Below are 23,498 nucleotides of genomic sequence, written 5' to 3'. Positions count from 1 at the left end.
TTTCGCATGTTAAATGACCTTTAATTATAATATGCAACAAAGAGCGCTTAATTTGTACAAAGCACTTTCTGAAGAAACTCGGCTTAAGTCTCTGCTTTTAATGCAGAAGCAAGGAGAGTTGTGTGTCTGTGATCTCATGGAAGCGCTGAATCTCAGTCAACCCAAAGTATCTCGGCATCTTGCCGAATTGCGGAAGCACGAGCTTGTTCTGGATGAGCGACGTGGTAAGTGGGTTTACTACCAAATCAACCCCGCGCTAGCTCCTTGGGTCAAGCAAGTGCTGGAAATCACCCTTAAGCATAATTTGACATTTATCGAGTCAGAGTTGCAGTTCATCAAAGGCAAATCATGTTCGAATGGTGTGAACGAATAATGCTCTATTCCGTTGATTTATCAATTTTAAATGAAAGAGGTTTGTATGAGTAATGTCTTAAGCTGTGTCGAAACCAGCGCATCTGAAAAAATGAGTTTTCTTGATCGATACTTAACCGTATGGATTTTTCTTGCAATGGCAGTTGGTGTCGGGATTGGCGTGTTATTTCCTCAGGTCGCTCAGTGGAACGAAAGCCTATCTGTTGGTTCAACCAATATCCCGCTTGCCATTGGCTTAATCTTAATGATGTACCCGCCATTGGCGAAAGTGAACTATAGCCTTTTAGGTGAGGTAACTCGTGATAAACGCGCGATAACGCTTTCTTTAGTGATGAACTGGCTCGTGGGACCGATTTTGATGTTCATCTTGGCTATTATTTTCTTGCGCGATCAGCCTGGCTATATGATGGGACTCATTCTGATCGGCCTTGCTCGATGTATCGCAATGGTGTTGGTTTGGAATGATATCAGCGGCGGGAACAAAGAGTACGGAGCAACCTTAGTTGCCTTAAATAGCGCGTTTCAGATTATCACGTACAGTTTTATGGCATGGCTGTTTATTACTGTTTTGCCCCCTTACTTTGGTCTTGACAGTTTCGTTGTTGACATCACTATCTGGGCTATTGCACAAAGCGTCTTAATTTATTTAGGCATCCCTTTCTTAGCTGGTTTCCTAAGCCGTAAACTCTTGGTCTCAGCAAAAGGTGAACCGTGGTATAACGAAGTCTTCATCCCTCGTATTTCGCCAATCACCCTGATTGCGCTTTTGGCAACCATCGTTTTGATGTTTAGCCTGAAAGGTGAACTGATCATTGAGTTACCGATGGATGTATTCCGTATTGCAGTGCCACTTATCATCTATTTTATGGTGATGTTTTTTGTGAGCTTTTACATCGGGAAACGTATGGGTATTCCTTACGACCAAAATGCATCCATCGCCTTTACTTCATCTGGTAACAACTTCGAGCTGGCTATTGCCGTATCAATCGCTGTATTTGGATTAAATTCTGACCAAGCGTTTGCAGGTGTGATTGGACCTTTGGTTGAAGTCCCCGTTTTAATTGCTTTAGTCAACGTCGCCTTGAGAATGAAGCGTAAATATTATGCCTAAGAGCCGTATTTCGAAACAAACTTCAGCAGTGCCATGTCTTATTGAGACATGGCATCTTTCCGAGTCAGAGCTTTACTACTGGCTGCTTAAGCAAACAGGTGATCCTGAGCTGAGCTTTGATTTACTACAAGATACCTTCTTGAAGGCGTTACAGCAGAAGCAAGCGTTTTGCGATATTCAAAACCAAAGAGCATGGCTATATCGGGTAGCACGGAATATGCTCATTGATAAGCAACGCAGGGCGAATAAAGAACAAGTTCAGGATCTGAGTGATAATACGTCGATATGGGAAGAGTATGAACTTCCCACCGTCGATAGCCTTGCGCAATGCCTACCTAAAGCGCTATCAAAACTGACTGAGTCTGAAAGCGAAATTATCAAACAGTGTGACCTACAAGGTCTTACTCAACAGCAGTTTGCCAAGCAAAATGGACTTACTTTAGTGGCAACCAAATCACGCATTCAACGCGCTAGACAGAAACTTCAACACATTTTGCAAACGCAATGTCATATACGTTTCGACGAACAACAGCGTGTTTGTTGCTTTTTCAAAGATAGCGATAGTCTCTAAAATCGCATTAATTCGAACTCGCTAAGTCGATCTATTCTTCATCACAACAACACTCTTGCCGTAAGAAGTTGATTACTGCCTCTAAACAATCATATTCGGCTACGCAATATAAGGTACGCCCCTCACGACGTTGAGAGATTAAACCTGCTGAGGCCAAGCTAGATATATGATGTGAAAGTGTAGACGCTGGAACGCCAAGTACCTCTTGTATGACTCCCACCGCTATCCCGTGATGACCCGCTTTAACCACAACCTTGTAGATACTTAACCGAGTGGCATGCCCTAACTCTTTAAGCGCTTTCGCTACCGCTTCTAGTTCCATTGTAGTCTCTTTAAATAATCGCTTCGAAAATACTTCGATGATAATGGAAACATTAATGCGTGGCAAACATGACAGGCTGACGTCGATACAGTGAGAAGCGAAATGTCTTACATTCCTATTTTTATGGAAATATAAGGTTGACGAACACCTTATTAATACTATAATTCCAGAATTATCGAAACGAAAAGTGCAACAAGTTGACCAAGATACCGCAAAGAATGTGATTCGGAGATTCAATATGAACCAAGAAATTGCCACCATGGCAAAAGAAGCAATTGATATGTTTGCTTTTTTAGCGATAGAGCTAACCATGCTTTTCCTAGTAATTAGTTATATTGTAGGTGCGTTGCAAGAAGTACTTACACCAGAAAAGATCCAATCAATCCTTAGCTCTAAGGGAGGAAAAGGGTGGTTTATCGCTGCCTTACTAGGTTCGATTACACCGTTTTGTTCCTGCTCTACAATCCCCTTCTTAAAAGGGTTGTTAAGAGCGAGAGCTGGTTTTGGCCCCATGATGGTGTTTTTATTTGCAAGCCCATTGCTTAACCCTGTGATCATTGGTTTGTTTGTCATCACCTTTGGGTGGAAAGTTGCAGTGTTCTATTTCGTGATTGCAATGACCGTGTCTGTGGTTTCGGGATATGTGCTTGAAAAATTGGGGTTTGAGCGCTATGTAAAACCTGAGGCGTATGAAGCAGCAGGTGGATCTTCATGTGGGGAGCCAAGTAAGCAAGAAGAAGAGGAATCAGCATCAAGCTGTAGTCCTCGTTCTTGTTGTGAACCAACACCAGTTGCCACCACAAAATCATGTTGTGGTGAGCGTACGCTAAAAGCTGAGCCTAAAGTGGAAATATCTTGTTGCTCTGCCAATGGCAGTTCAAGTGCGACATTCGTTGAAACAAAACAACCAAGTCGTTGGATGCGAGTCTGGAATTCTACTTGGAAAGATTTTAAACAAGTGTTTCCATACCTCATGATGGGGATTGCAATTGGCTCCATTATTTATGGTTTTGTGCCAACAGATTTCATTGCGAAATACGCGGGTGAAACCAAATGGTATGCGATCCCCGTCGCTGCAATTATCGGTATTCCGTTGTATATCCGAGCGGAAGCGGTAATACCATTAAGTGCGGCTTTAGTGCAAAAAGGTATGGCTCTCGGTTCAGTAATGGCACTTATCATAGGTAGTGCTGGTGCAAGCCTCACAGAGGTGGTTTTGTTGAAATCTATCTTTAAGAACCAAATGATTGCCGCGTTTTTGTTTGTCATTCTCAGTATGGCAATCTCTGCGGGCTATTTGTATAGCTACTTCTTCATTTAAACATCAAGCTATTCCTTAGATTTAGAGGAAGGAACTAAAGGAAAATTACCACGGCTCTAGACAAGCCGTGGTCAACCTAACAATAAGCTCCATCACACCATCCCCCACTTATAACTTAAACATAGCTAAATCAGTTTTCCCAAGCACAAAGATAATAAAAAATTCTTTGCATCCTTTCGGCACTAACTTCGTCTTAGTGACATCAAAGACAAATTATGAGGTTGAAGGAGCCGATATGTTTGAAGTCTTTACCCATCTTGCTGATTGGATAACCTACCAGCTATTTGCTATGCAGCAAGGTACTAAGCTGGCAGATGTTATCCACTTTTTTATAGAAGACACTAGTAAAATCATGGTGTTGCTGGTCTTCATGATTTACGTCATTGCTTTGTTTCGTGCTTCTTTAAATGTTGAAAAAGTGCGCCACTATCTTGCGGGAAAGCGCCGTCTTTTTGGCTATGTGACGGGTAGTGTTTTCGGTGCAATCACCCCATTTTGCTCATGTTCAAGTATTCCCGTTTTTCTTGGCTTTACATCAGCAGGTATCCCACTTGGGATCACCATGGCATTTTTGATTACCTCGCCATTGATCAATGAAATCGCAGTATTGCTTCTGTTTAGCTTACTGGGATGGAAGTTCACCATCATGTATGTGCTGATAGGGATGCTTATCGGGATGTTGAGTGGCTGGTTACTGGATCTTATAAGAGCAGAGCGTTGGTTACAGCCATTTGCCGCAAAAGTCATGCAAAAAGCCCAAGCCCAACAACATACTCAGAACAATCTGAACGTTAGTAACGAAGAGTCTGCAATCACGCTTTCATATCGACATCAGTTTGCCAAACAAGAAATGGTTGAAATCATCGGTCGGGTTTGGAAGTGGGTGTTTATTGGTGTGGGTATAGGAGCTGGCTTGCATGGTTTTGTACCCGATGGCTGGATAGAAGCCCACTTAGGCGCAGGTCAGTGGTGGTCAGTTTCAGCTTCAGTATTGATTGGTATCCCTTTGTATTCTAATGCGACGGGTGTGATCCCCATCATGGAGAGTTTACTGAGAAATGGTCTTCCCATTGGTACGACATTAGCGTTTTGTATGAGCACTGTCGCTGCAAGTGTCCCTGAATTTGTCATGCTAAAACAAGTGATGCAATGGCGCTTACTGGGACTTCTTTTTGGTCTACTGCTGACAGCGTTTACTGTTATGGGATGCAGATATTTAACTTACCATTCTGGCAATTTTAGGAGATAAAAATGAAAGTATTTAAAGTACTAGGCTCAGGTTGTGCCAACTGCGTTAATACCGCGAAACTGATTGAGAAAGTTGCGGCAGAGCAAGGCATTGATGTTTCGGTTGAAAAAGTAACCGACCTTGAAACGATTATGAATTATGGCGTGATGTCTACGCCAGGCGTCGTCATGGATGAAGAAGTGGTTCACACAGGCGGGGTTCCAAAGCCTGAAGCAATTTTAGATTGGTTAAAATAGATAGCTATTTTCTTTTAGGCTAGGTAAACAACATCCTAGCCTAACAATAGCGTTATGAATTTTTTATGACATCGTATTTTACTTCTAGATAAATTTTTCTTTGCGCTTTAATATATATGAAAGTCCATATATAGATATATTCATATGCTGCCGCATCAGTTTTTTAAATTACTGTCCGATGAAACGCGAGTGCGTTGCTTATTAATGATTGCTCGTGAACAGAAAATGTGTGTTGGTGAGTTAACTGAAGCACTTGCAGAAAGCCAACCAAAAATTTCACGTCATTTGGCGTTGCTGCGTGCAAGTGGTGTGGTGGTGGATACCCGTCAAGGGCAGTGGGTCTTTTATCGTTTATCGGATCAACTGCCTGGTTGGATGAAAAAACAGATCCAAGGTTTGGTTGAATCGAATTGTCTTAAACGTGAATATCAGACAGATATTCTGCGTTTATCTGAGATGCAATCTCGCCCAACGTGTTGTATTTAGAGGATAAATAAATGTCTATCAAAGTAGGGATTAATGGCTTTGGCCGAATTGGGCGTTTGGCGCTGAGAGCCGCGTTTGATTGGCCGGAACTGGAGTTTGTACAGATTAATGATGTAGCAGGAGATGCAGCAACGTTAGCGCATCTGCTGGAGTTTGATTCGGTGCAAGGTCGTTGGCACCATGCGGTGAGCAGTCAAGATCATGGGATTATCATTGCTGGCAAAACGATCCGCACGTCGCAGAAAAAAGCAATTGATGAGGTAGATTGGTCTGGATGTGATGTGGTGATTGAAGCGACAGGTAAGCACCGTAAAGGTGAGTTTCTCAATCAATATTTAACACAAGGTGTTAAACGGGTGGTGGTTTCTGCACCGGTAGCAGAAGATGGCATCGCCAATATCGTGGTTGGTGTTAATGATCATATTTTTGATCCAGCAATACATCAAATTGTGACGGCGGCTTCTTGTACTACCAACTGTATTGCTCCTGTGGTTAAAGTGATCCACGAAAAGCTCGGGATTGAGCAATCGCTGTTTACCACCATTCACGATTTAACCAATACTCAAACTATCCTTGATGCACCACATAAAGATCTGCGTCGTGCTCGTGCCTGTGGTATGAGTTTGATCCCAACCACCACCGGTTCTGCCAAAGCGATTGTGGAAATTTTCCCTGATCTAAAAGGTAAAATTGATGGTCACGCGGTACGAGTACCCCTGGCGAATGCATCACTGACCGATATTATTTTTGATGTAAAGCGTGATACGAGCGTAGAAGAAGTTAATGCTTTACTCAAACAAGCGTCAGAAAACGAGTTAAAAGGCATTCTCGGTTTTGAAGAGCGCCCGCTCGTTTCTATCGATTATAAGGGTGATCAACGTTCAACCATCGTTGATGCGCTATCCACCATGGTGGTTGGTAAACGTATGGTGAAAATTTATGCGTGGTATGACAACGAAATGGGCTACGCCACCCGCACGGCAGAGCTGGTGCGTAAAGTCGGTTTAGCATAAAGGAGCAGAACAATGACACATCCTACATGGGAACTGCCAGTGGCAGATAATCATGCCACTTTAGTATTAACCCCTTGTCCGGGCACTAAACAACTTGGGTTGGTTGAAAGTATTGAACAACTGAAAGCGCAAGGGGTGACTGTGGTGGTCACTGCCTTAAGCCATCAAGAGATGCAGGCCAAAGGTGTTGGTGATTTGCCGCAAGTGGTAGAGCAAATGGGTTTGCAATGGTTCCATGCACCCATTGAAGATGATTGTGCGCCGGATGCTGGGTTTCAAGCGGATTGGCAATCTATCTCTCCAGCGTTACATCAAGCGCTCGCTAACGGTGATAAAGTTGCCTTGCACTGTATGGGCGGCTCGGGTCGTACGGGTTTACTTGCGGCTCATTTATTGTTGGAGAAAGGGTGGGATCTGGCCGAGATTATCACTCAAGTGCAGTCATTAAGGCCGGGCGCATTTACCAAAGATGTGCAACTTGAATACATCAAACAGGTTAATCAATAACTGCCTTTAAGAGCTGCCTTTGGTGGCTCTTTTGCTAAAAGAGTGATTTATGCTATCGCAATGCAATCAAAATGTGCGCCAGTACATGCTGGTAACCTTTAATTATTGGAATTTCACCATTACTGATGGTGCACTACGGATGTTGGTGGTGCTCTATTTTTACGATTTAGGTTATTCCGCGTTACAAATTGCGTCACTGTTTTTGTTTTACGAATTTTTTGGAGTGGTTACTAACTTGGTGGGGGGATGGCTTGGGGCGCGTCTGGGTTTGAATCGCACCATGAACATTGGTCTTGGTATGCAAATCATAGCGCTTATCATGCTTGCCGCTCCCGCTGGTTGGTTGTCGATTGCATGGGTGATGACGGCGCAAGCACTCTCTGGGATTGCCAAAGATCTGAATAAGATGAGTGCCAAAAGCGCGATTAAAAGCTTAGTACCGGATAATGCACAAGGTGTGCTTTACCAATGGATCGCTATCCTCACCGGTTCGAAAAATGCCCTGAAAGGGGCGGGGTTTTTCATCGGTGGCGCGCTGCTTACCTTGATCGGTTTTCAGTATGCGGTTGCGGCTATGGCTGGTGTGTTACTGTTGGTGTTTATTGGCAGCGTGTTAAGCCTTAAATCGGATCTGGGCAAAGCGAAAAATAAGCCAAAGTTTGCTGAAATTTTTTCTAAGTCGAGTCGTGTCAATATCTTATCGGCGGCGCGTCTGTTTTTGTTTGGTGCACGTGATGTATGGTTTGTGATTGCGCTTCCGATCTATCTGGCTACGGTATTTGGTTGGAGCCATAGCGCAGTAGGCGGTTTTTTGGCCTTATGGGTGATAGGCTACGGTGTTGTACAAGGTATCGCCCCTAAGATCACCGGCAGTCAATCGAACCACGCGCCGGATGGTCAAGCGGCGATCAAATGGGCTTTATTGTTGTCATTAGTGACGGCCGGGATTGCGTATAGTGTTCAGCAGCAATGGTACCCAGAAATGGTGATTATCGTGGGATTATTGAGTTTTGGTGCGGTATTTGCTGTCAATTCATCACTGCACTCTTATTTGATTGTCCGCTATGCCAAAAGTGATGGAGTGTCACTGGATGTCGGTTTTTACTATATGGCGAATGCGATGGGACGTTTGATTGGCACTATCTTGTCTGGATGGGTGTTTCAAAGATCGGGATTGGCAGCTTGCTTGTGGGTTTCGTTTGCTTTTTTAGCGCTGACAACATTGATTTCGTTTTGGTTGCCAAGGGGCGCCGAATCTGAACGGGTACAAAATGAATAACGATAAATGAAATAATGGTAGGGAGAGAAGTGTGGCACCAAATAATTATGGTGCCACAAAATTCTTATAGTGCAGTAACTTGCGCAGCTTGTAAGCCTTTTTTGCCTTGTTCAACGATGAACGAAACTTTTTGGCCTTCAGTTAAGGTTTTGAAACCAGTAGAAACGATTGAGTTGAAATGTACGAATACATCATCGCCACCGTTGTCTTGAGAAAGAAAACCGAAGCCTTTAGTTTCGTTGAACCACTTTACTGAACCAGTTAATTTAGCAGACATAGATACCTCTATATTGATTTTTAATGAAAAATTTAGCTAACTGAAGTGCTACTCAATGATTTAGAGATGAATATTTTATCGCAGGAACGTAACGAGGTAATCGATGAAGTACTTGAGAGAAATTTTGATCTTAAATTACATAAATAGCTCTCTTCTTAAGAGCTGTGGTGCAGTATACCGACACGATTAAGAATAGCTAGTTTTTTATTTTTTATTTTTATTGGTGGATGAACTCAAGATGTTAAGTTGTGCGTGCGGTAAGGTTAGGCTTGATACTATCACACTGTTTTCTAAGCAATCGTCATTGAACACTAGCAACTTGAGGTTCTCTATTCGGCTTTTTTGCCAGCGCTGACCATCTCCATCTACCACCCTAGTGGCGAGAAAATACCTATCTATTTCATTTTATCGGTGTATAGTGAGCCTCGATTTTTATTTTGAACACTTTATCAAATTGTATTTTCTAGTTTTGTTAGCTCTGTATATTGTGGCTGATTTTTAATTGAGCATATATTAAAGGTCGTTCAATGGTTTTGTTGAATGTTATTTGTTTGTTAGCGATTAACGATTGATAAATATTTAAAAACCCTAAATGATTAAGTTTTATAAATGGTTTTGACGGTTGTTTTCAAGATGGCCAACAATATTATTTATTATTGGGTTTTTTATAAGGTTTTATTTTGGTTTCTTGATGGTGTTAAGAGCTAAATATTGATTGTTTTATTTTCATTGCCATAAGTTCTGGATGCAGATAATTCAATCCTATTAAATGGTTTTATAGAGGTATAATTATGAAAAATAAGAGAGCGAGATCGCCTAATAAGAATAAAAAAGCTGCGTATGAAGCTAAATTTGAATTTATGGTCAAAGAGTACCATGAGGCTCAAGCTGTCTTGGAATCGATGACACAAGGCAGTGATGAGTATATCCAACAGAAAAAAAACTGTGACAGTCTATTTGCTCAGGCCGAACGTTTCTTTAAACAGAATCAATAAAGATTAATAAGTAACGACACTTTTGATTGTGGTGTGTAAGTATTTTATTAATCTGCGCATCATTATCATTTCACCTAATTCTAATCCTATAGATGATTGTCATCATTTTGGCCTAGATCAACTCGTTATTCCCTTCCTACTTGAAGCTGCAGCGGTGTTGGCTAGGTTCGTTCATCCCAATCACATAGTTTGCCTATGCTCATGGGGACTCACTCACTTGCCGCCTACCTGAAACTCCAAGTGGTTTGGGGATAGTCGCTGGCATTTCGCGATGAATATTGCAGTTGTATCATGCGCTAGCTGTGCGACCTTTCCGCTTTTTCGATACATTCTATTTACAAACTGATTCAGTGGTGTAAGGATTTGCGCACTCAGGAAGAGGCAAACCCAACAAATGGTCACAGTCCTGCTATTATCATATTAATTCAACTGCTTATCCGCATTTTTAGTTAGTGTATTGGTCGATAGTCGATCTGCTGGACTAAAACTGCAGGGAGATTTCCATGAAACGCATCCCCGCATTGGACAGTATTCGAGGATTATTGTTGGTCTTGATCACTTTTAACCATCTGATCTGGTATAGCGGTGGTACTACCATCTTGCAACGTGTTACCCATGAGCCAATTGGAGTCTTTGGAGCTGCGGAAGGGTTTATTTTTATGTCAGGGCTACTGGCTGGCATGGTATATAGCCGTAGTGAGTATTCTAACTGTGAAATGACCAATAAAGTATGGCGACGAGCGTTTACTATTTATAAGTATCATCTGATTGGTCTGTTTATCGCGATGTTGTGGTTTTTATTCGGTCGCGTTTATTTTGCTGAACAAGTGAGTGTGTTTGGTGGCAGTTTTAGTAACCTGCTTACCTTGCCTTTAATGACTTTAGTGATGAGTTTCCTGCTGCTCAATAAGCCTGCATATCTGGAAATTTTGCCGCTGTATATCATGTATATGTGGTTGTTTCCATTTGCACTCTATGCATTTCGGCGTGGTTATCTCAAAGCGGTGTTGATATTTAGTGTCAGTGTATGGGCGAGTAGCGGTTGGATTAATGCTTCACTTTTGACACCGTTATTTCAAGCGCTTTCCCCCACCTACATTCCTGAATTCGGTTATTTTGACCCGTTTGCTTGGCAACTGCTGTTTTTCTTTGGTGCGGCATTGGGTTATCGCCAGCGACAAGATGATTTAGCTTGGTTTACCCCTCGGCTGATGTGGTTGTGTGTTGTTGTGGCACTAGTGATTTTTGCCGCTTATCGTGACTTATTAACACCGTTGGGTATCACTCAGCAGATGGTTTATTCTGCTTCGAGTAAGCCTGAACTCGGTTGGCTGCGCGTATTAAGCCTAAGTGTATGGATTTATTTGATCGCCACCGTGATCCGTTTATACCCTAGTGCTTTAGTGTATGAGCCGCTCAGTTATCTTGGTCGCCATTCGTTACAAGTCTTTACTTGGCAAACACTACTGATTTTCCTCTCTGCCCCTTGGCTGCTGACCACCCGTGAATCACTCTGGCATACACCGATCATTCTGGTACTGTGTACCAGCTTATGGCTTGCTGCGTGGTTACAGAATTGGCGGCAAGATAAAGTGATCCATATTTCCTCTACTGCCGTGGCTGGCTTGGCTCTAGTATTAGTTGCCACTACTCGTTGGGCAAGCTTTCCACCTTTGGAAAAAACCGACACCGTCGCGAGCAGTGACCAAGTGATCAATCCACCGTTGTTGAGTAGCGACGTTTCAAGTAATGAACCGCATGATTTACCGCAGGTCAGTGATGAGACGCCCCTCAATTAATCTGCTGTAGTTGTGGTGATTGTTCAGACCACCAGTGCCACGGCAAAGTGACCTTGCGTATTTCACGGCTATTTCGATGAACGGTGATGCTAACAATTCATTTGATTCATTGAGGATTGGATAGCGATATTTATCTCAAGTGGTGATTTCGCTCGTGTGACAACCTATCAATCGTCATATTCTCGATTTACAGTCACTGGTTTAATCGATGATATGGTAATAGGTGAAAGTCTCAAATGAGTAAGTCCCTCTATGTGTTTGACTTGGATGACACCCTGATTGATGGGGATTGCGCCATGATTTGGAATGCCTTTTTAGCCGAGAAAGGGATTGCGACGGATCATAATTTTGTGGCAGAAGATCGGCGACGTATGGCGTTGTATGCGCAAGGTAAAATGGATATGGCACAGTACATTACTTTTGCCATGCAGCCGTTAGCCAATGTGCCGATTGCCGCCGTACAAGCTTGGGCACAAGAGTGCGTGGCGCAGTTGATTGTACCGCAGCATTTTGCTCAAGCTCGAACATTGTTGGCTCAGTTACAACAGCAGGGCAGCACCTGCCTGATCATTTCTGCTTCCGTCTCTTTTTTAGTGCAAGAGGTGGCTGCGCATTTTGGTATTGCGCATGCATTGGGAATTGATTTAGTCGAAAGGCAAGGTTGCTATAGTTCGGAAATTGCCGGGATAGCCAGTTATCGTGAAGGTAAAGTGCTGCGTTTGCAGCAGTGGCTCGCCGAGCAGAGTGAAACCTACCAACACATTCATTTTTATACCGATTCGATCAATGATCTGCCGTTATGCCTACACGCAGATTTCACTTATCTGGTCAATCCTTGTCCACAATTACGAGCACAAGGTGCACAGTATGGTTGGCCAGTGTTAGATTGGGCAGTGTAGAGTCTATGGTTTTGTTGTATCGGCTGGTGCACCAGTTAATCAATGTGGTGAGCGAGCTGCTCGGAAAATCGATATCTACGGCAGATAAACCCAAGCGGTGAAATTTTTTACTAATATTTGAGGTAATCGAAGAGGATAGTCGGTTTATAAGACATTTTTATGGCAAATTAATGCAAGGGTTGTTATGGTGATTCGCGATCCGTGCCAGGTATAAGTTGTTTTTGTTCAATACTTATACAACAACTATCAGCCGTTCTGAATACCTGACATGGATGTCATGGATGCAATATTAAAACTTGGAGTTTATGCATGTATAAGAACAAAATCACCCAAGCACTGCTGCTCAGTGCTGGCTTGGCGGTGGCCGCCACATCATTGACCTCTGTTGCTGCAAACGTCCCTGCCGGTACAAAACTGGCTCCCGTGCAAGAATTGGTGCGCGGTAACGGTACCGAAGTAGCCTCTCTCGATCCACACAAAACCGAAGGTGTTCCTGAATCCAACGTGATCCGTGATCTGTTAGAAGGTCTGGTCAATCAGGATGCCAATGGCAATGTGGTTCCTGGAGTAGCCGAACGTTGGGAAACAACCGATAACACCACCTTTACTTTCCATATTCGTCCGGATGCCAAGTGGTCTAACGGTGAGCCGGTGACGGCACACGATTTCGTGTACAGCTTTCAACGTGCGGTCGATCCGGCAACGGCTTCACCCTATTCTTGGTATATGGAATACACCAAGATGAAGAATGCCAAAGAGATCATCGCTGGGGAAAAAGACAAATCCACCTTGGGTGTCACCGCGCTGGATGACAAAACGCTGCGCTTTGAATTGGAAAGTCCAGTACCGTATTTTGTGATGATGATGGGACACACCACAGTAAAACCGGTTCACCGCGCGACCATTGAAAAATATGGCGAACAGTGGACCAAGCCTGAAAATTATGTCGGTAATGGTGCTTATGTGCTGGATAAATGGGTGGTTAACGAGCGTTTAGAGCTTAAACGTAACCCCCAATACTGGGATGATAAACACACCGTCATTAACAAAGTGACTTATCTGCCGATTGAAAACCAAGTAGCAGAAATGAACCGTTTCTTGTCTGGTGAAATTCAGATCACCAACGAACTACCACTTGAGCATTTCAAGCGTTTGAAAAAAGAGCATCCACAATCGGTACTGGTACAAGGTCAACTTTGTACTTATTACTACGGTTTTAATACCGCTAAAGCACCATTTGATGATGTCCGAGTACGTCAAGCCCTATCATATGCGATTGATCGTGATGTGATTTCAGATGCAATCTTGGGGCAAGGTCAAAAGCCCGCTTTCTTCTTGACGCCGGAAATCACCGCAGGGTTTGCTGCTGAAATGCCTGCTTACGGCAAAATGACCCAGAAACAGCGAATTGCGGAAGCCAAAAAATTGTTGGAAGCGGCAGGCTACAATAAAGCCAATCCACTCAAATTTACTTTGCTCTATAACACATCCGAAAACCACAAGAAAATTGCCACTGCGATCCAATCGATGTGGAAAACTGGCTTAGGGGTCGATATCGCATTGGAAAACCAAGAGTGGAAAACCTTCCTCGATACGCGTCGTCAAGGTAATTTTGATGCAACACGTGCAGGGTGGTGTGGTGACTATAACGAAGCGTCGTCGTTCTTAACCTTGATGATGTCAAGTAACTCGTCGAATGATGCTAAGTACTACAGTGCTGAGTATGATGCGACGCTCGAAAAAGCCATGACGTCTACATCTGAGCAGGAGCGTCAAAAACTGTATGCGGATGCGGAGAAGTTGTTGGCGCGTGATATGCCGATTGCACCAATTTATCAATATGTCATCTCACGACTGGTCTCTCCAACCGTTGGCGGTTATCCAACCAATAACGCGGAAGATAAGGTCTATGCCAAAGATCTCTACATTAAAGCTCAATAATCGAACTATAAAACTATAAGTAATCTCGGCGCTGCATGTGAAATTCACATGCAGGGTCTTTTCATTTTTGTCACAGATTGAAAGAGTGAGTTTATGTTTAAATTCATTGCAAAAAGGATATTTGAAGCAATCCCAACCATGTTGGTATTGATCACACTATCTTTTTTTCTTATGCGCTACGCGCCAGGTAACCCATTTTCTTCAGAGCGTCCGCTACCGCCGGAAGTGATGGCCAATATCAATGCCAAATATGGTCTCGATAAACCGGTATCAGAGCAGTACCTGACCTATCTAACCAATATCGTACAGGGCGATTTTGGCCCCTCGTTTAAATACAAAGATTATACGGTGAATGAACTGATCAGCAGTGCATTGCCGGTTTCGGTAAAAATTGGTCTGGCGGCGTTTATTTTCACGGTCATTATGGGGGTCACCGTCGGCACCATTGCGGCGTTGAAGCACAATACTTGGGTTGACTACACCATTATGTCGACCGCAATGATTGGGGTGGTGATGCCCTCTTTTGTGTTGGCTCCGGTCTTAATTTATCTGTTCTCAATTCACTTCAATCTGTTTCCAGCTGGTGGCTGGCAAGATGGCGGCTTGCGCTATATGGCACTGCCAGTGCTTGGTATGTCATTGTTGTATGTGGCCACCTTTGCGCGTATCACCCGCGGCTCGATGATTGAAACACTCAACAGTAACTTTATTCGTACTGCGCGTGCCAAAGGGCTCAGCTACCGTTATATCGTGATCAAACATGCGCTCAAGCCAGCCATGCTGCCAGTGGTGTCTTATATGGGGCCGGCATTTGTTGGCATTATCACCGGTTCTGTGGTGATTGAGACCATTTTTGGCTTACCCGGCATTGGCAAGTTATTTGTGAACGCTGCGTTCAACCGAGATTATTCTCTGGTTATGGGGATCACGATTCTGATCGGCTTCCTATTTATTCTGTTTAACGCGATTGTCGATATTCTGCTCGCTTATATCGATCCGAAAATTCGCTACTAATAGGACTACGATCATGTTAACCAAAAAAGAACACTTAGCGGCGATTGAAAATTTCTCACAAAATCTCGAGATTCAAGGTCGCAGCTTATGGCAAGACGCCAAGATTCGCTTTATGCGCAATAAAGCGGCGATGGTGAGCTTATTGATACTGATGTTGATCACCTTGGCGGTGATTTTCCTGCCGATGTTTTCCGCTTATAGCTACGAAGATACTGATTGGTATGCGATGCATGCCGCACCCTCTGCTGAACATTGGTTTGGTACGGATGCACTTGGACGTGACTTGTTTGTGCGTACCTTAGTCGGGGGACGAATTTCGCTGATGGTTGGCATCATGGGCGCATTGGTGGCGGTCTTGATCGGCACCTTATATGGCGCGACCTCCGGTTTTATTGGTGGTCGAACTGACCGAGTGATGATGCGCATTTTGGAGATTTTATACGCGATCCCATTTATGTTTTTGGTGATCGTATTAGTCACCTTTTTTGGCCGCAATATCGTGCTGATTTTTGTGGCAATCGGTGCGATTGCATGGCTGGATATGGCTCGGATTGTTCGTGGCCAAACCCTAAGCCTGCGCAGTAAAGAGTTTATTGAAGCGGCGCATGTGTGTGGGGTGAGTAAGTGGAATATTATCACTCGCCATATTGTGCCAAACGTACTGGGGATTGTGGCGGTTTACTCAACTTTGTTGATCCCAAGTATGATTTTGACCGAATCTTTTCTCTCTTTCCTTGGCCTTGGTGTGCAAGAGCCGATGACCAGTTGGGGCGCTTTGCTGCAAGAGGGCGCAAATACAATGGAAGTGGCAATTTGGCAACTGTTGTTCCCGGCGACATTTATGGTGTTGACGCTGTTCTGCTTTAACTATGTCGGCGATGGTCTGCGTGACGCGCTGGATCCTAAAGACAGATAAACCAAGCTTAAAATAAAGGAAGTCATAATGAGTTTATTAGATGTCAAAGATCTGCGTGTCGAGTTTGCCACTCAAGATGGTACGGTCACCGCAGTCAATGATCTCAATTTCTCGCTCAAGCAGGGAGAAACCTTAGGTATTGTTGGCGAGTCTGGTTCAGGCAAATCACAAACCGTATTTGCGATCATGGGCCTGCTAGCGAAAAACGGTACCATTACTGGTAGTGCTAAGTTTGAAGGCAAAGAGATCCTCAACTTACCCGAGCGTGAACTGAATAAAGTGCGCGCTGAGCAAATCGCGATGATTTTTCAAGATCCGATGACCTCACTCAACCCTTATATGAAAGTGAGCGATCAACTGATGGAAGTGTTGATGCTGCACAAAGGGATGAGTAAGGCGCAGGCATTTGAAGAGTCGGTACGTATGCTGGAAGCGGTAAAAATTCCTGAAGCGCGTCAGCGTATCACTATGTATCCACATGAGTTTTCAGGTGGGATGCGCCAGCGGGTAATGATCGCGATGGCGCTGTTGTGCCGCCCGAAACTGTTGATTGCCGATGAGCCGACCACCGCACTGGATGTGACGGTGCAAGCGCAGATCATGGAGCTATTGAACGAACTTAAGCGTGAATTCAATACCGCGATCATTATGATCACCCACGATTTGGGAGTAGTGGCCGGCTCTTGTGACAAAGTATTGGTAATGTATGCTGGCCGTACCATGGAGTATGGTTCGGTGAACGATATTTTCTACAACCCGAGTCACCCTTATGCAGAAGGTCTGCTCAGGGCGATCCCTCGCTTGGATACTGAAGGCGATGTGTTGCCGACAATCCCGGGTAATCCACCTAACTTATTGCGTTTACCGGTTGGCTGCCCTTATCAAGAACGTTGTCACCGAGTGATGGATCGCTGTACGCGTCAAGCACCGATCTTGCTGCCATTCGGTGATGATCGTCAACGTGCTTGTTTTTCGGATTGGGAGGCATGGGCCAAATGAACGCAGAAAAAAAATTATTATTAGAGATTAACGATCTCAAAGTTCACTTTAGCATCACCCCTAAATCAGCGTGGCCATGGACCAAACCGTTGACACTAAAAGCGGTGGATGGGGTGAATGTGCGCCTATATGAAGGGGAAACGTTAGGTGTGGTGGGGGAGTCGGGTTGTGGTAAATCGACTTTTGCGCGAGCCATAATCGGTTTAGTGCAAGCGACTCACGGTGAAGTAGTGTGGTTAGGGGAAGATTTAACTCGCATGCAGGAAGTCAAACGCCGCGCCACTCGCAAGCAAATTCAGATGATTTTTCAAGATCCTTTAGCTTCGCTCAACCCACGTATGACGGTGGGCGATATTATCGCGGAGCCGCTGCAAACCTTCTATCCTGCTCTGAACAAGCTAGAGGTGAAAGATCGCGTCAAAGAGATGATGGCCAAAGTCGGTCTGCTACCGAATGTGATCAACCGTTATCCGCATGAGTTCTCTGGTGGTCAATGTCAGCGGATTGGTATTGCGCGGGCATTGATCCTCAAGCCGAAGATGATTATCTGTGATGAGCCGGTATCAGCATTGGATGTCTCGATTCAAGCTCAAGTGGTTAACTTACTGAAAGATTTGCAAAAAGAACTGGGGTTGAGCTTGGTGTTTATTGCTCATGATCTGTCAGTGGTAAAGCACATTTCCGATCGCGTATTAGTGATGTATTTAGGTAATGCAGTCGAGCTTGGTGTCACCAAAGCCCTGTTTTCCAACCCTCTGCATCCTTATACTAAAGCGTTGATGTCTGCGGTACCGATTCCCGACCCTAACCTTGAGCGCAATAAAACCATCCAAATGTTGGAAGGGGATTTACCCTCGCCAATCAATCCACCTTCAGGTTGTGTATTTCGTACCCGCTGCCCTCAAGCAACGGCTGAATGTGCACAAACTAAACCTATGATTAAAGGCTCGGATAGACATTCGGTGGCTTGTTTATACGCTGAAGCATAAATTCAGTCTGTGACAGACTAAAGCGCGATCTTAAACTCTGATCGCGCTTTTTTATCTTGTTTGCATAAAAAAAGCCCCTGAAATTTCAGGGGCTTGGCAGATTAAGGGCTGAATCGTACCGATTTATTTCTGCTCTTGGCCGGCTTGGATCGCGGTCAGGGCGATGGTGTAGACGATATCGTCAACCAATGCGCCACGCGACAGGTCATTGACTGGCTTACGCATACCTTGCAGCATTGGACCGATTGATACCAGATCCGCTGAACGCTGTACCGCTTTGTAAGTGGTGTTACCGGTGTTCAGATCTGGGAAGACAAATACGGTTGCTTTACCCGCGACTGGCGAGTTAGGTGCTTTAGAGGCGGCAACGTTTTCCATAATTGCAGCGTCATACTGCAAAGGTCCATCAATCACCAGATCAGGGCGTTTCTCTTTGGCGATGCGGGTCGCTTCACGAACTTTATCCACATCCGCGCCTTGACCTGAAGTTCCGGTCGAGTAAGAGATCATCGCCACGCGAGGATCAATACCGAAAGCGGCAGCTGAGTCGGCAGATTGAATCGCAATCTCAGCCAGTTGCTCAGCGTTAGGATCTGGGTTGATTGCACAGTCACCGTACACCAGTACTTGATCTGGCAGTAGCATAAAGAAGATCGATGAAACCAGAGACGCGTTTGGCGCAGTCTTAATGATTTGTAGGGGTGGACGAATGGTGTTGGCGGTAGTGTGTACTGCACCAGAAACCAGACCATCGACTTGGTTACCCTCTAGCATCATAGTGCCGAGTACCACAGTATCTTCCAGTTGCTCACGTGCAACCACTTCGGTCATGCCTTTGCTCTTACGCAGCTCAACCAGACGAGCGATATACTGCTCACGGGCTACCGCAGGATCGATAATCTCGATACCTGCACCCAGCTCAACACCTTGTTGCGCTGCAACACGTTTGATTTCCGCAGGGTTACCGAGTAGCACACATTGGGCAATACCACGTTCAGCACAGATGGCCGCCGCTTTTACGGTACGTGGCTCATCACCTTCAGGCAGAACAATACGTTTGTTGGCGCTGCGTGCCAGTTCGGTTAACTGATAACGGAAGGCTGGTGGGCTTAGGCGACGAGACGCTTGTGCGCCTTCAGTCAGCGAGTCAACCCATGGACCATCAATGTGGCTTGCCACGTGCTCGCTGATAAATTCGATACGCTCTTTGTCATCTGCTGGTACTTCAAGGCTGAAACTTTGCAGGTTGAGCGACGTTTGCCAAGTGTTACCTTGCGCTTTGAAAATAGGCAGGCCAGTTTCAAAAGCCGGTTTACACAGCTTAACGATTTCATTTGGAATATCGTAACCGCCGGTCAGCAAGACGGCGCCAATTTCCACACCATTCATGGCCGCCAGTGCTGCGGCAACAATCACATCTGGGCGATCGGCTGAAGTCACTAGCAATGAGCCAGGTTTGAAATGCTCAATCATGTGTGGAATAGAGCGGGCACAGAAAGTGATGCTCTTGATACGACGAGTGTTGATATCGCCTTGGTTGATCACTTCGCCTTTGAGATGCTTGGCCATATCAATCGCGCGAGTTGCGATCAAATCGATACTCCATGGCACACAACCCAGTACGCGGATTGGGCTGGTGTTGAAGATTTGCATTACTTCAAGGTTGGCTTGCTTAGCGCTGTCCGCATCATCAAAGATTTCGGATAAGTCAGGGCGGGTGCGGCCTGCTTCATCAACCGGAGCATTGAGTTTATTGATGATAACGCCAGAAATGCTCTTGTTTTTGGTACCACCAAAGTTAGAGCATGCAACTTCAATGCGCTCTTTTAACTGGGTTGGATTGTTTGTGCCTGGGGTGGCAACGAACACAATTTCAGCACCAAGAGTGTTGGCAATTTCTGCGTTCACTTGGTTTGCAAAAGGGTGTTTGCGGGTCGGAACCAGACCTTCGATCAGAGTGACTTCTGCATCTTTATTGATTTGGTTATAACGCTCAACCACGGTTTCCAGCAGCACGTCCATCTTTTCGCTACCGATCAGTGCTTCTGCAGCTGACATACTCATCGGTTCACCGATCTGGATGTCACTGTTATGGCCCATGATCGTCGAAGTGAGATCCGGTTGATCACCGCCAGTGCGTGGCTGTGCAATCGGTTTATAGAAAGAAACGCTAACCCCTTTACGCTCCATGGCGCGCAGGAGACCCATGCTCACGCTAGTCAGACCGACACCAGCGCTAATTGGGACAAGCATAATAGTACGGGACATTGGCAAAGTACCTCACACTATTGATATACCTTTGCGACTTACTGTTGCCGCCTAGCGGTAACGCTAAGTTGTTTAGGTATAGCAATCTAAGCTGTTTAGATTGAAAGAGACCAAGCTCAAACGTAGATTAGGCTTACGCTGAGCCCCTAAATGACACTGGCTAACTTAAGTTAGCCAGTGTAAGTCGAATTAGATGTTAGTCAGACGTGCAGTATCTTCTGCAATCACTAACTCTTCGTTAGTGGCGATAACCATCGCTGGGATGCGGCTATCAGCAGTCGTGATCACACCTTCGCCACCGAAACGGGCTTTTAGGTTAGCTGCGCTGTCTACGGTAATGCCGAAGATCGCGAGACGGTTTAGTACCATTTCACGGATAGGTGCAGAGTTTTCACCGATACCACCAGTGAAGGTGATCGCATCCAGACGACCATCTAGGCAAGCGGTGTAGCTTGCAACGTATTTGGCTAGACGGTGACAGAACACATCCATCGCACGAGTGGCTTCTTCTTTTTGACCGTAGTTGTCTTCAACGAAACGGCAGTCAGAAGTCACTTCAGTTAGACCTTGCAGACCAGATTCTTTGGTCAGCATAGTGTTGATTTGTTCAACAGAGTAACCCAGTGCATCGTGCAGGTGGAAAATGATCGCAGGATCGATATCGCCACAACGAGTACCCATCACCAGACCTTCTAGAGGAGTCAGACCCATAGAAGTGTCAACTGATTGGCCGTTTTTGATCGCACAAACTGAAGCGCCGTTGCCTAAGTGGCAGTTGATGATGTTCAGCTCGTTAGCTGGCTTACCTAGACGCTCAGCCGCTTCACGTGCGATGAACAGGTGAGAAGTACCGTGCATGCCGTAACGGCGGATAGCGTGCTCTTGGTATAGTTTGTATGGCAGAGCGTACAGGTATGCTTCTTCAGGCATAGTTTGGTGGAATGCGGTATCGAATACTGCAACGTTTTGTAGTGCAGGGAACGCTTTTTGTGCCGCTTTGATACCAATGATGTGTGCTGGGTTATGCAGTGGAGCCAGAGTTGCACAATCTTCGATGCCTTTCAGTACTGCATCATCAATCAGTGCAGATTGAGTGAACTGCTCGCCACCGTGTACAACACGGTGACCAACGGCTTTCAGCTGAGCTGCCAGTTCTGGCTTAGAAGCAAGAATAGTTTCAACGATGAAAGACAGTGCTTCATCGTGTGCTGCGCCTTCGCCCAGTTGAGCTTCGTGCTTGCCATCCAATTTCCACTTGATACGAGCTTCAGGAAGGTGTAAACATTCAGCAAGACCTGAAAGATGTTGCTCACCACTTTGCGCGTCAACAACCGCGAACTTAAGTGAAGAACTACCGCAGTTTAAAACTAAAACCAGCTTAGACATGAGTGACTACCTGTAATAATCGGTTAGGATAAAATCAGTACCAAGATTAGACGACGCATCAGTGAATACGCGCTAATCTAGGTCAATAAAACGTCAATTTCCATATCGTGGCGACGTGACAAAGTCAGTATAAAGCGTCGATGCAATCCGTGCAGAAATCGTCCCAATATTGCCTAAATGGTAATTAACGGCAACAATGAGATTGAGAGTTCGCAAAGCATAGCGATAATAAACCAAGATAACAAAAAAAATTTGAATCAATATTAGCTTTTGTCAAGTTTTTGCGTCTTTTGTTGAATCATTCAACTAAATTTTAGTAGTTTGAACCAAGAGCAGCGAGGAAGTCGAGATGAGTAATAATAGAGTCGGCATAGTGCATAGCCTAAAAGATGGCCAAAAGTACATGGATAGTTGGCCGATGCGCAAAGAGTTAAATCCTTTGTTTCCTGAACTGCGTGTGATTAAAGCGACTCGTTTTGCGATTAAAGTGATGCCTGCGGTGGCGGCGATTAGCATACTGACTCAAATGGTGTTTACCAATGCGCAAGCGATGCCGCAAGCGATTGTGGTCGCTTTGTTTGCGATAAGCTTGCCACTACAAGGAATTTGGTGGTTGGGTAATCGCGCCAATACTTTGCTACCCCCTGCGTTGGCGAGTTGGTATCGCGAACTGTATATGAAGATTGTGGAAACCGGTTTTGCATTGGAACCGATCAAAAGTAAACCACGTTATAAAGAGCTGGCACAGGTATTAAATCGTGCATTTCGCCAATTGGATGACACCGCATTAACTCGTTGGTTTTAAGGCTGCCGTGTAGGCTAGGCTGTTTGTCCCATCAGTGTGACCAACGAATATCGAATATACCCTTCCGACTTGAAGCTTCAGCGGTGTTGGCGACGTTCGTTCACCCAATCTCATAGTTTGCCTATGCTGATGGGGACTCACTCACTTGCCGCTTACCTGCAACTCCAAGTGGTTTGGGTATAGTTGGTCACAGAAACTTGCAGTGTGCGCCAAGGCAACCCATCCCATGAGATCAAGATAAGTTAGCGCTGAGTGTGGCGACTGCGAGACGTTCTTTCTTTATGAGCAGAGGCCGCTTTCGCCTGAGATTTCAAAATAGAGTCTACCGTTAATTGCATTGGTTCTTTAGGCTGTAGGCCGTGAGGGAAAGTTCGTGCGCGTGGTGGGAGATTAAACTCTTCACTGGAAGCGCGAGGCATGCGTTTAAAGCGATAGAGGTAAAAATTTTCTAGTTTTTCTCGTGCCCACTCGGTCTTGTTTAAATATTTGATACTGCTGGCAATCGAAGGCTTGGTATGAAAGCAGTTAAAGCGCATTGCTGTATCTAAGATATCCCAGCCATAAAAATCCACCAGCTCTTGCAGTAAGGTTTCTAACTTAAGGCCGTGTAATGGGTTGTTTTTTTGTAGTTCGATTCTTTCTTGATCGGTCATCATTATCGGCTCCTAAGGATAAACGGTAGATAGGGTCGGTAAATCAAGATTTGGCACATGCACTTGTTGAACCCTATAGAGGGAGCGCAT

At 44.9% G+C, this 23,498-nt stretch carries 24 protein-coding genes; 19 read left to right on the top strand and 5 right to left on the bottom strand.

What is annotated here, in order from left to right:
* Positions 1-31: 31 nt before the first annotated feature.
* From PUN32_RS05215 to PUN32_RS05205, 3 genes are read left to right on the top strand one after another with little or no spacing between them, the layout of a single operon-like run.
* Positions 32-373: a metalloregulator ArsR/SmtB family transcription factor gene (locus PUN32_RS05215; RefSeq protein WP_274722112.1), complete on the top strand. Its 342-nt coding sequence runs from the start codon at positions 32-34 to the stop codon at positions 371-373.
* A 45-nt stretch (positions 374-418) separates the two neighbouring features.
* The gene (gene arsB / locus PUN32_RS05210) at positions 419-1,483 is read left to right on the top strand and encodes an ACR3 family arsenite efflux transporter (protein ID WP_274722097.1); all 1,065 of its coding nucleotides are present in this window, start codon (positions 419-421) and stop codon (positions 1,481-1,483) included.
* The gene (locus PUN32_RS05205; RefSeq protein WP_274722096.1) at positions 1,476-2,054 is read left to right on the top strand and encodes a sigma-70 family RNA polymerase sigma factor; all 579 of its coding nucleotides are present in this window, start codon (positions 1,476-1,478) and stop codon (positions 2,052-2,054) included. Before arsB ends, PUN32_RS05205 begins: the two co-directional genes overlap by 8 nt.
* 31 nt (positions 2,055-2,085) lie before the next feature.
* Here PUN32_RS05205 and PUN32_RS05200 read toward each other — a convergent pair whose 3' ends face one another.
* A complete protein-coding gene (locus tag PUN32_RS05200; RefSeq protein ID WP_274722095.1) occupies positions 2,086-2,376 on the bottom strand; it encodes an ArsR/SmtB family transcription factor in 291 nt (96 codons plus the stop codon).
* Positions 2,377-2,614: 238 nt separating this feature from the next.
* Between PUN32_RS05200 and PUN32_RS05195 the strand changes: the two genes are divergently transcribed.
* From PUN32_RS05195 to arsJ, 7 genes are all read left to right on the top strand, one after another.
* Positions 2,615-3,697, top strand: coding sequence for a permease (locus PUN32_RS05195; protein ID WP_274722094.1), 1,083 nt, complete (start codon positions 2,615-2,617; stop codon positions 3,695-3,697).
* Between the two features lie 235 nt (positions 3,698-3,932).
* Positions 3,933-4,946, top strand: a complete 1,014-nt coding sequence (locus PUN32_RS05190) for a permease (protein ID WP_274722093.1) — start codon at positions 3,933-3,935, stop codon at positions 4,944-4,946.
* 2 nt (positions 4,947-4,948) lie between these two features.
* Positions 4,949-5,182 (top strand): thioredoxin family protein, encoded by a 234-nt coding sequence (locus tag PUN32_RS05185; protein WP_274722092.1) that lies wholly within the window; start codon positions 4,949-4,951, stop codon positions 5,180-5,182.
* A gap of 144 nt (positions 5,183-5,326) precedes the next feature.
* Positions 5,327-5,668, top strand: coding sequence for a metalloregulator ArsR/SmtB family transcription factor (locus tag PUN32_RS05180; RefSeq protein ID WP_274722091.1), 342 nt, complete (start codon positions 5,327-5,329; stop codon positions 5,666-5,668).
* A gap of 11 nt (positions 5,669-5,679) precedes the next feature.
* Entirely contained in the window at positions 5,680-6,681 is a 1,002-nt protein-coding gene (locus PUN32_RS05175; protein WP_274722090.1) for an ArsJ-associated glyceraldehyde-3-phosphate dehydrogenase, read from the top strand.
* 12 nt (positions 6,682-6,693) lie between these two features.
* Complete coding sequence (locus tag PUN32_RS05170; protein WP_274722089.1) at positions 6,694-7,188, top strand: cyclin-dependent kinase inhibitor 3 family protein; 495 nt, start codon at positions 6,694-6,696, stop codon at positions 7,186-7,188.
* 49 nt (positions 7,189-7,237) lie between these two features.
* Positions 7,238-8,467 (top strand): organoarsenical effux MFS transporter ArsJ, encoded by a 1,230-nt coding sequence (gene arsJ, locus PUN32_RS05165; protein ID WP_274722088.1) that lies wholly within the window; start codon positions 7,238-7,240, stop codon positions 8,465-8,467.
* Positions 8,468-8,531: 64 nt separating this feature from the next.
* Here the strand turns inward: arsJ and PUN32_RS05160 are convergent, their stop codons facing one another.
* A complete protein-coding gene (locus tag PUN32_RS05160; protein WP_274722087.1) occupies positions 8,532-8,744 on the bottom strand; it encodes a cold-shock protein in 213 nt (70 codons plus the stop codon).
* Positions 8,745-9,535: 791 nt separating this feature from the next.
* Here PUN32_RS05160 and PUN32_RS05155 point away from each other — a divergent pair.
* From PUN32_RS05155 to oppF, 8 genes are all read left to right on the top strand, one after another.
* Positions 9,536-9,739 carry a hypothetical protein gene (locus PUN32_RS05155; RefSeq protein WP_274722086.1) on the top strand — a complete coding sequence of 68 codons (204 nt, stop codon included), beginning with the start codon at positions 9,536-9,538 and terminating at the stop codon, positions 9,737-9,739.
* A gap of 503 nt (positions 9,740-10,242) precedes the next feature.
* Positions 10,243-11,538: an OpgC domain-containing protein gene (locus PUN32_RS05150; RefSeq protein ID WP_274722085.1), complete on the top strand. Its 1,296-nt coding sequence runs from the start codon at positions 10,243-10,245 to the stop codon at positions 11,536-11,538.
* A 236-nt stretch (positions 11,539-11,774) separates the two neighbouring features.
* Positions 11,775-12,437 (top strand): HAD-IB family hydrolase, encoded by a 663-nt coding sequence (locus PUN32_RS05145; RefSeq protein ID WP_274722084.1) that lies wholly within the window; start codon positions 11,775-11,777, stop codon positions 12,435-12,437.
* Between the two features lie 309 nt (positions 12,438-12,746).
* Positions 12,747-14,378, top strand: coding sequence for an ABC transporter substrate-binding protein (locus PUN32_RS05140; protein ID WP_274722083.1), 1,632 nt, complete (start codon positions 12,747-12,749; stop codon positions 14,376-14,378).
* Between the two features lie 93 nt (positions 14,379-14,471).
* On the top strand, positions 14,472-15,392 hold the full coding sequence (gene oppB, locus PUN32_RS05135) for an oligopeptide ABC transporter permease OppB (protein ID WP_274722082.1): 921 nt from the start codon (positions 14,472-14,474) through the stop codon (positions 15,390-15,392).
* Positions 15,393-15,405: 13 nt separating this feature from the next.
* Positions 15,406-16,308, top strand: coding sequence for an oligopeptide ABC transporter permease OppC (gene oppC, locus PUN32_RS05130; protein ID WP_274722081.1), 903 nt, complete (start codon positions 15,406-15,408; stop codon positions 16,306-16,308).
* Between the two features lie 27 nt (positions 16,309-16,335).
* On the top strand, positions 16,336-17,307 hold the full coding sequence (oppD, locus tag PUN32_RS05125; RefSeq protein WP_274722080.1) for an ABC transporter ATP-binding protein: 972 nt from the start codon (positions 16,336-16,338) through the stop codon (positions 17,305-17,307).
* Positions 17,304-18,296 carry a murein tripeptide/oligopeptide ABC transporter ATP binding protein OppF gene (gene oppF / locus PUN32_RS05120; RefSeq protein WP_274722079.1) on the top strand — a complete coding sequence of 331 codons (993 nt, stop codon included), beginning with the start codon at positions 17,304-17,306 and terminating at the stop codon, positions 18,294-18,296. The genes oppD and oppF overlap by 4 nt, the downstream gene beginning before the upstream one ends.
* A gap of 123 nt (positions 18,297-18,419) precedes the next feature.
* On the opposite strand, the gene pta is transcribed toward oppF, so the two are convergent.
* A complete protein-coding gene (gene pta / locus PUN32_RS05115; RefSeq protein WP_274722078.1) occupies positions 18,420-20,564 on the bottom strand; it encodes a phosphate acetyltransferase in 2,145 nt (714 codons plus the stop codon).
* A gap of 189 nt (positions 20,565-20,753) precedes the next feature.
* Positions 20,754-21,950 (bottom strand): acetate kinase, encoded by a 1,197-nt coding sequence (locus tag PUN32_RS05110; protein WP_166013225.1) that lies wholly within the window; start codon positions 21,948-21,950, stop codon positions 20,754-20,756.
* Between the two features lie 349 nt (positions 21,951-22,299).
* Between PUN32_RS05110 and yfbV the strand changes: the two genes are divergently transcribed.
* Positions 22,300-22,755, top strand: a complete 456-nt coding sequence (gene yfbV, locus PUN32_RS05105; protein WP_274722077.1) for a terminus macrodomain insulation protein YfbV — start codon at positions 22,300-22,302, stop codon at positions 22,753-22,755.
* Between the two features lie 242 nt (positions 22,756-22,997).
* Here yfbV and PUN32_RS05100 read toward each other — a convergent pair whose 3' ends face one another.
* Positions 22,998-23,408 (bottom strand): VF530 family protein, encoded by a 411-nt coding sequence (locus PUN32_RS05100; RefSeq protein ID WP_274722111.1) that lies wholly within the window; start codon positions 23,406-23,408, stop codon positions 22,998-23,000.
* Positions 23,409-23,498 lie beyond the last annotated feature (90 nt).

Origin of the sequence: Vibrio chanodichtyis, assembly GCF_028863985.1 — a bacterium.
In the GTDB taxonomy this organism is placed as follows: domain Bacteria; phylum Pseudomonadota; class Gammaproteobacteria; order Enterobacterales; family Vibrionaceae; genus Vibrio; species Vibrio chanodichtyis.
The sequence above is the reverse complement of the archived record's forward strand: the minus strand, read 5'-3'. Positions and strand labels throughout refer to the sequence as shown.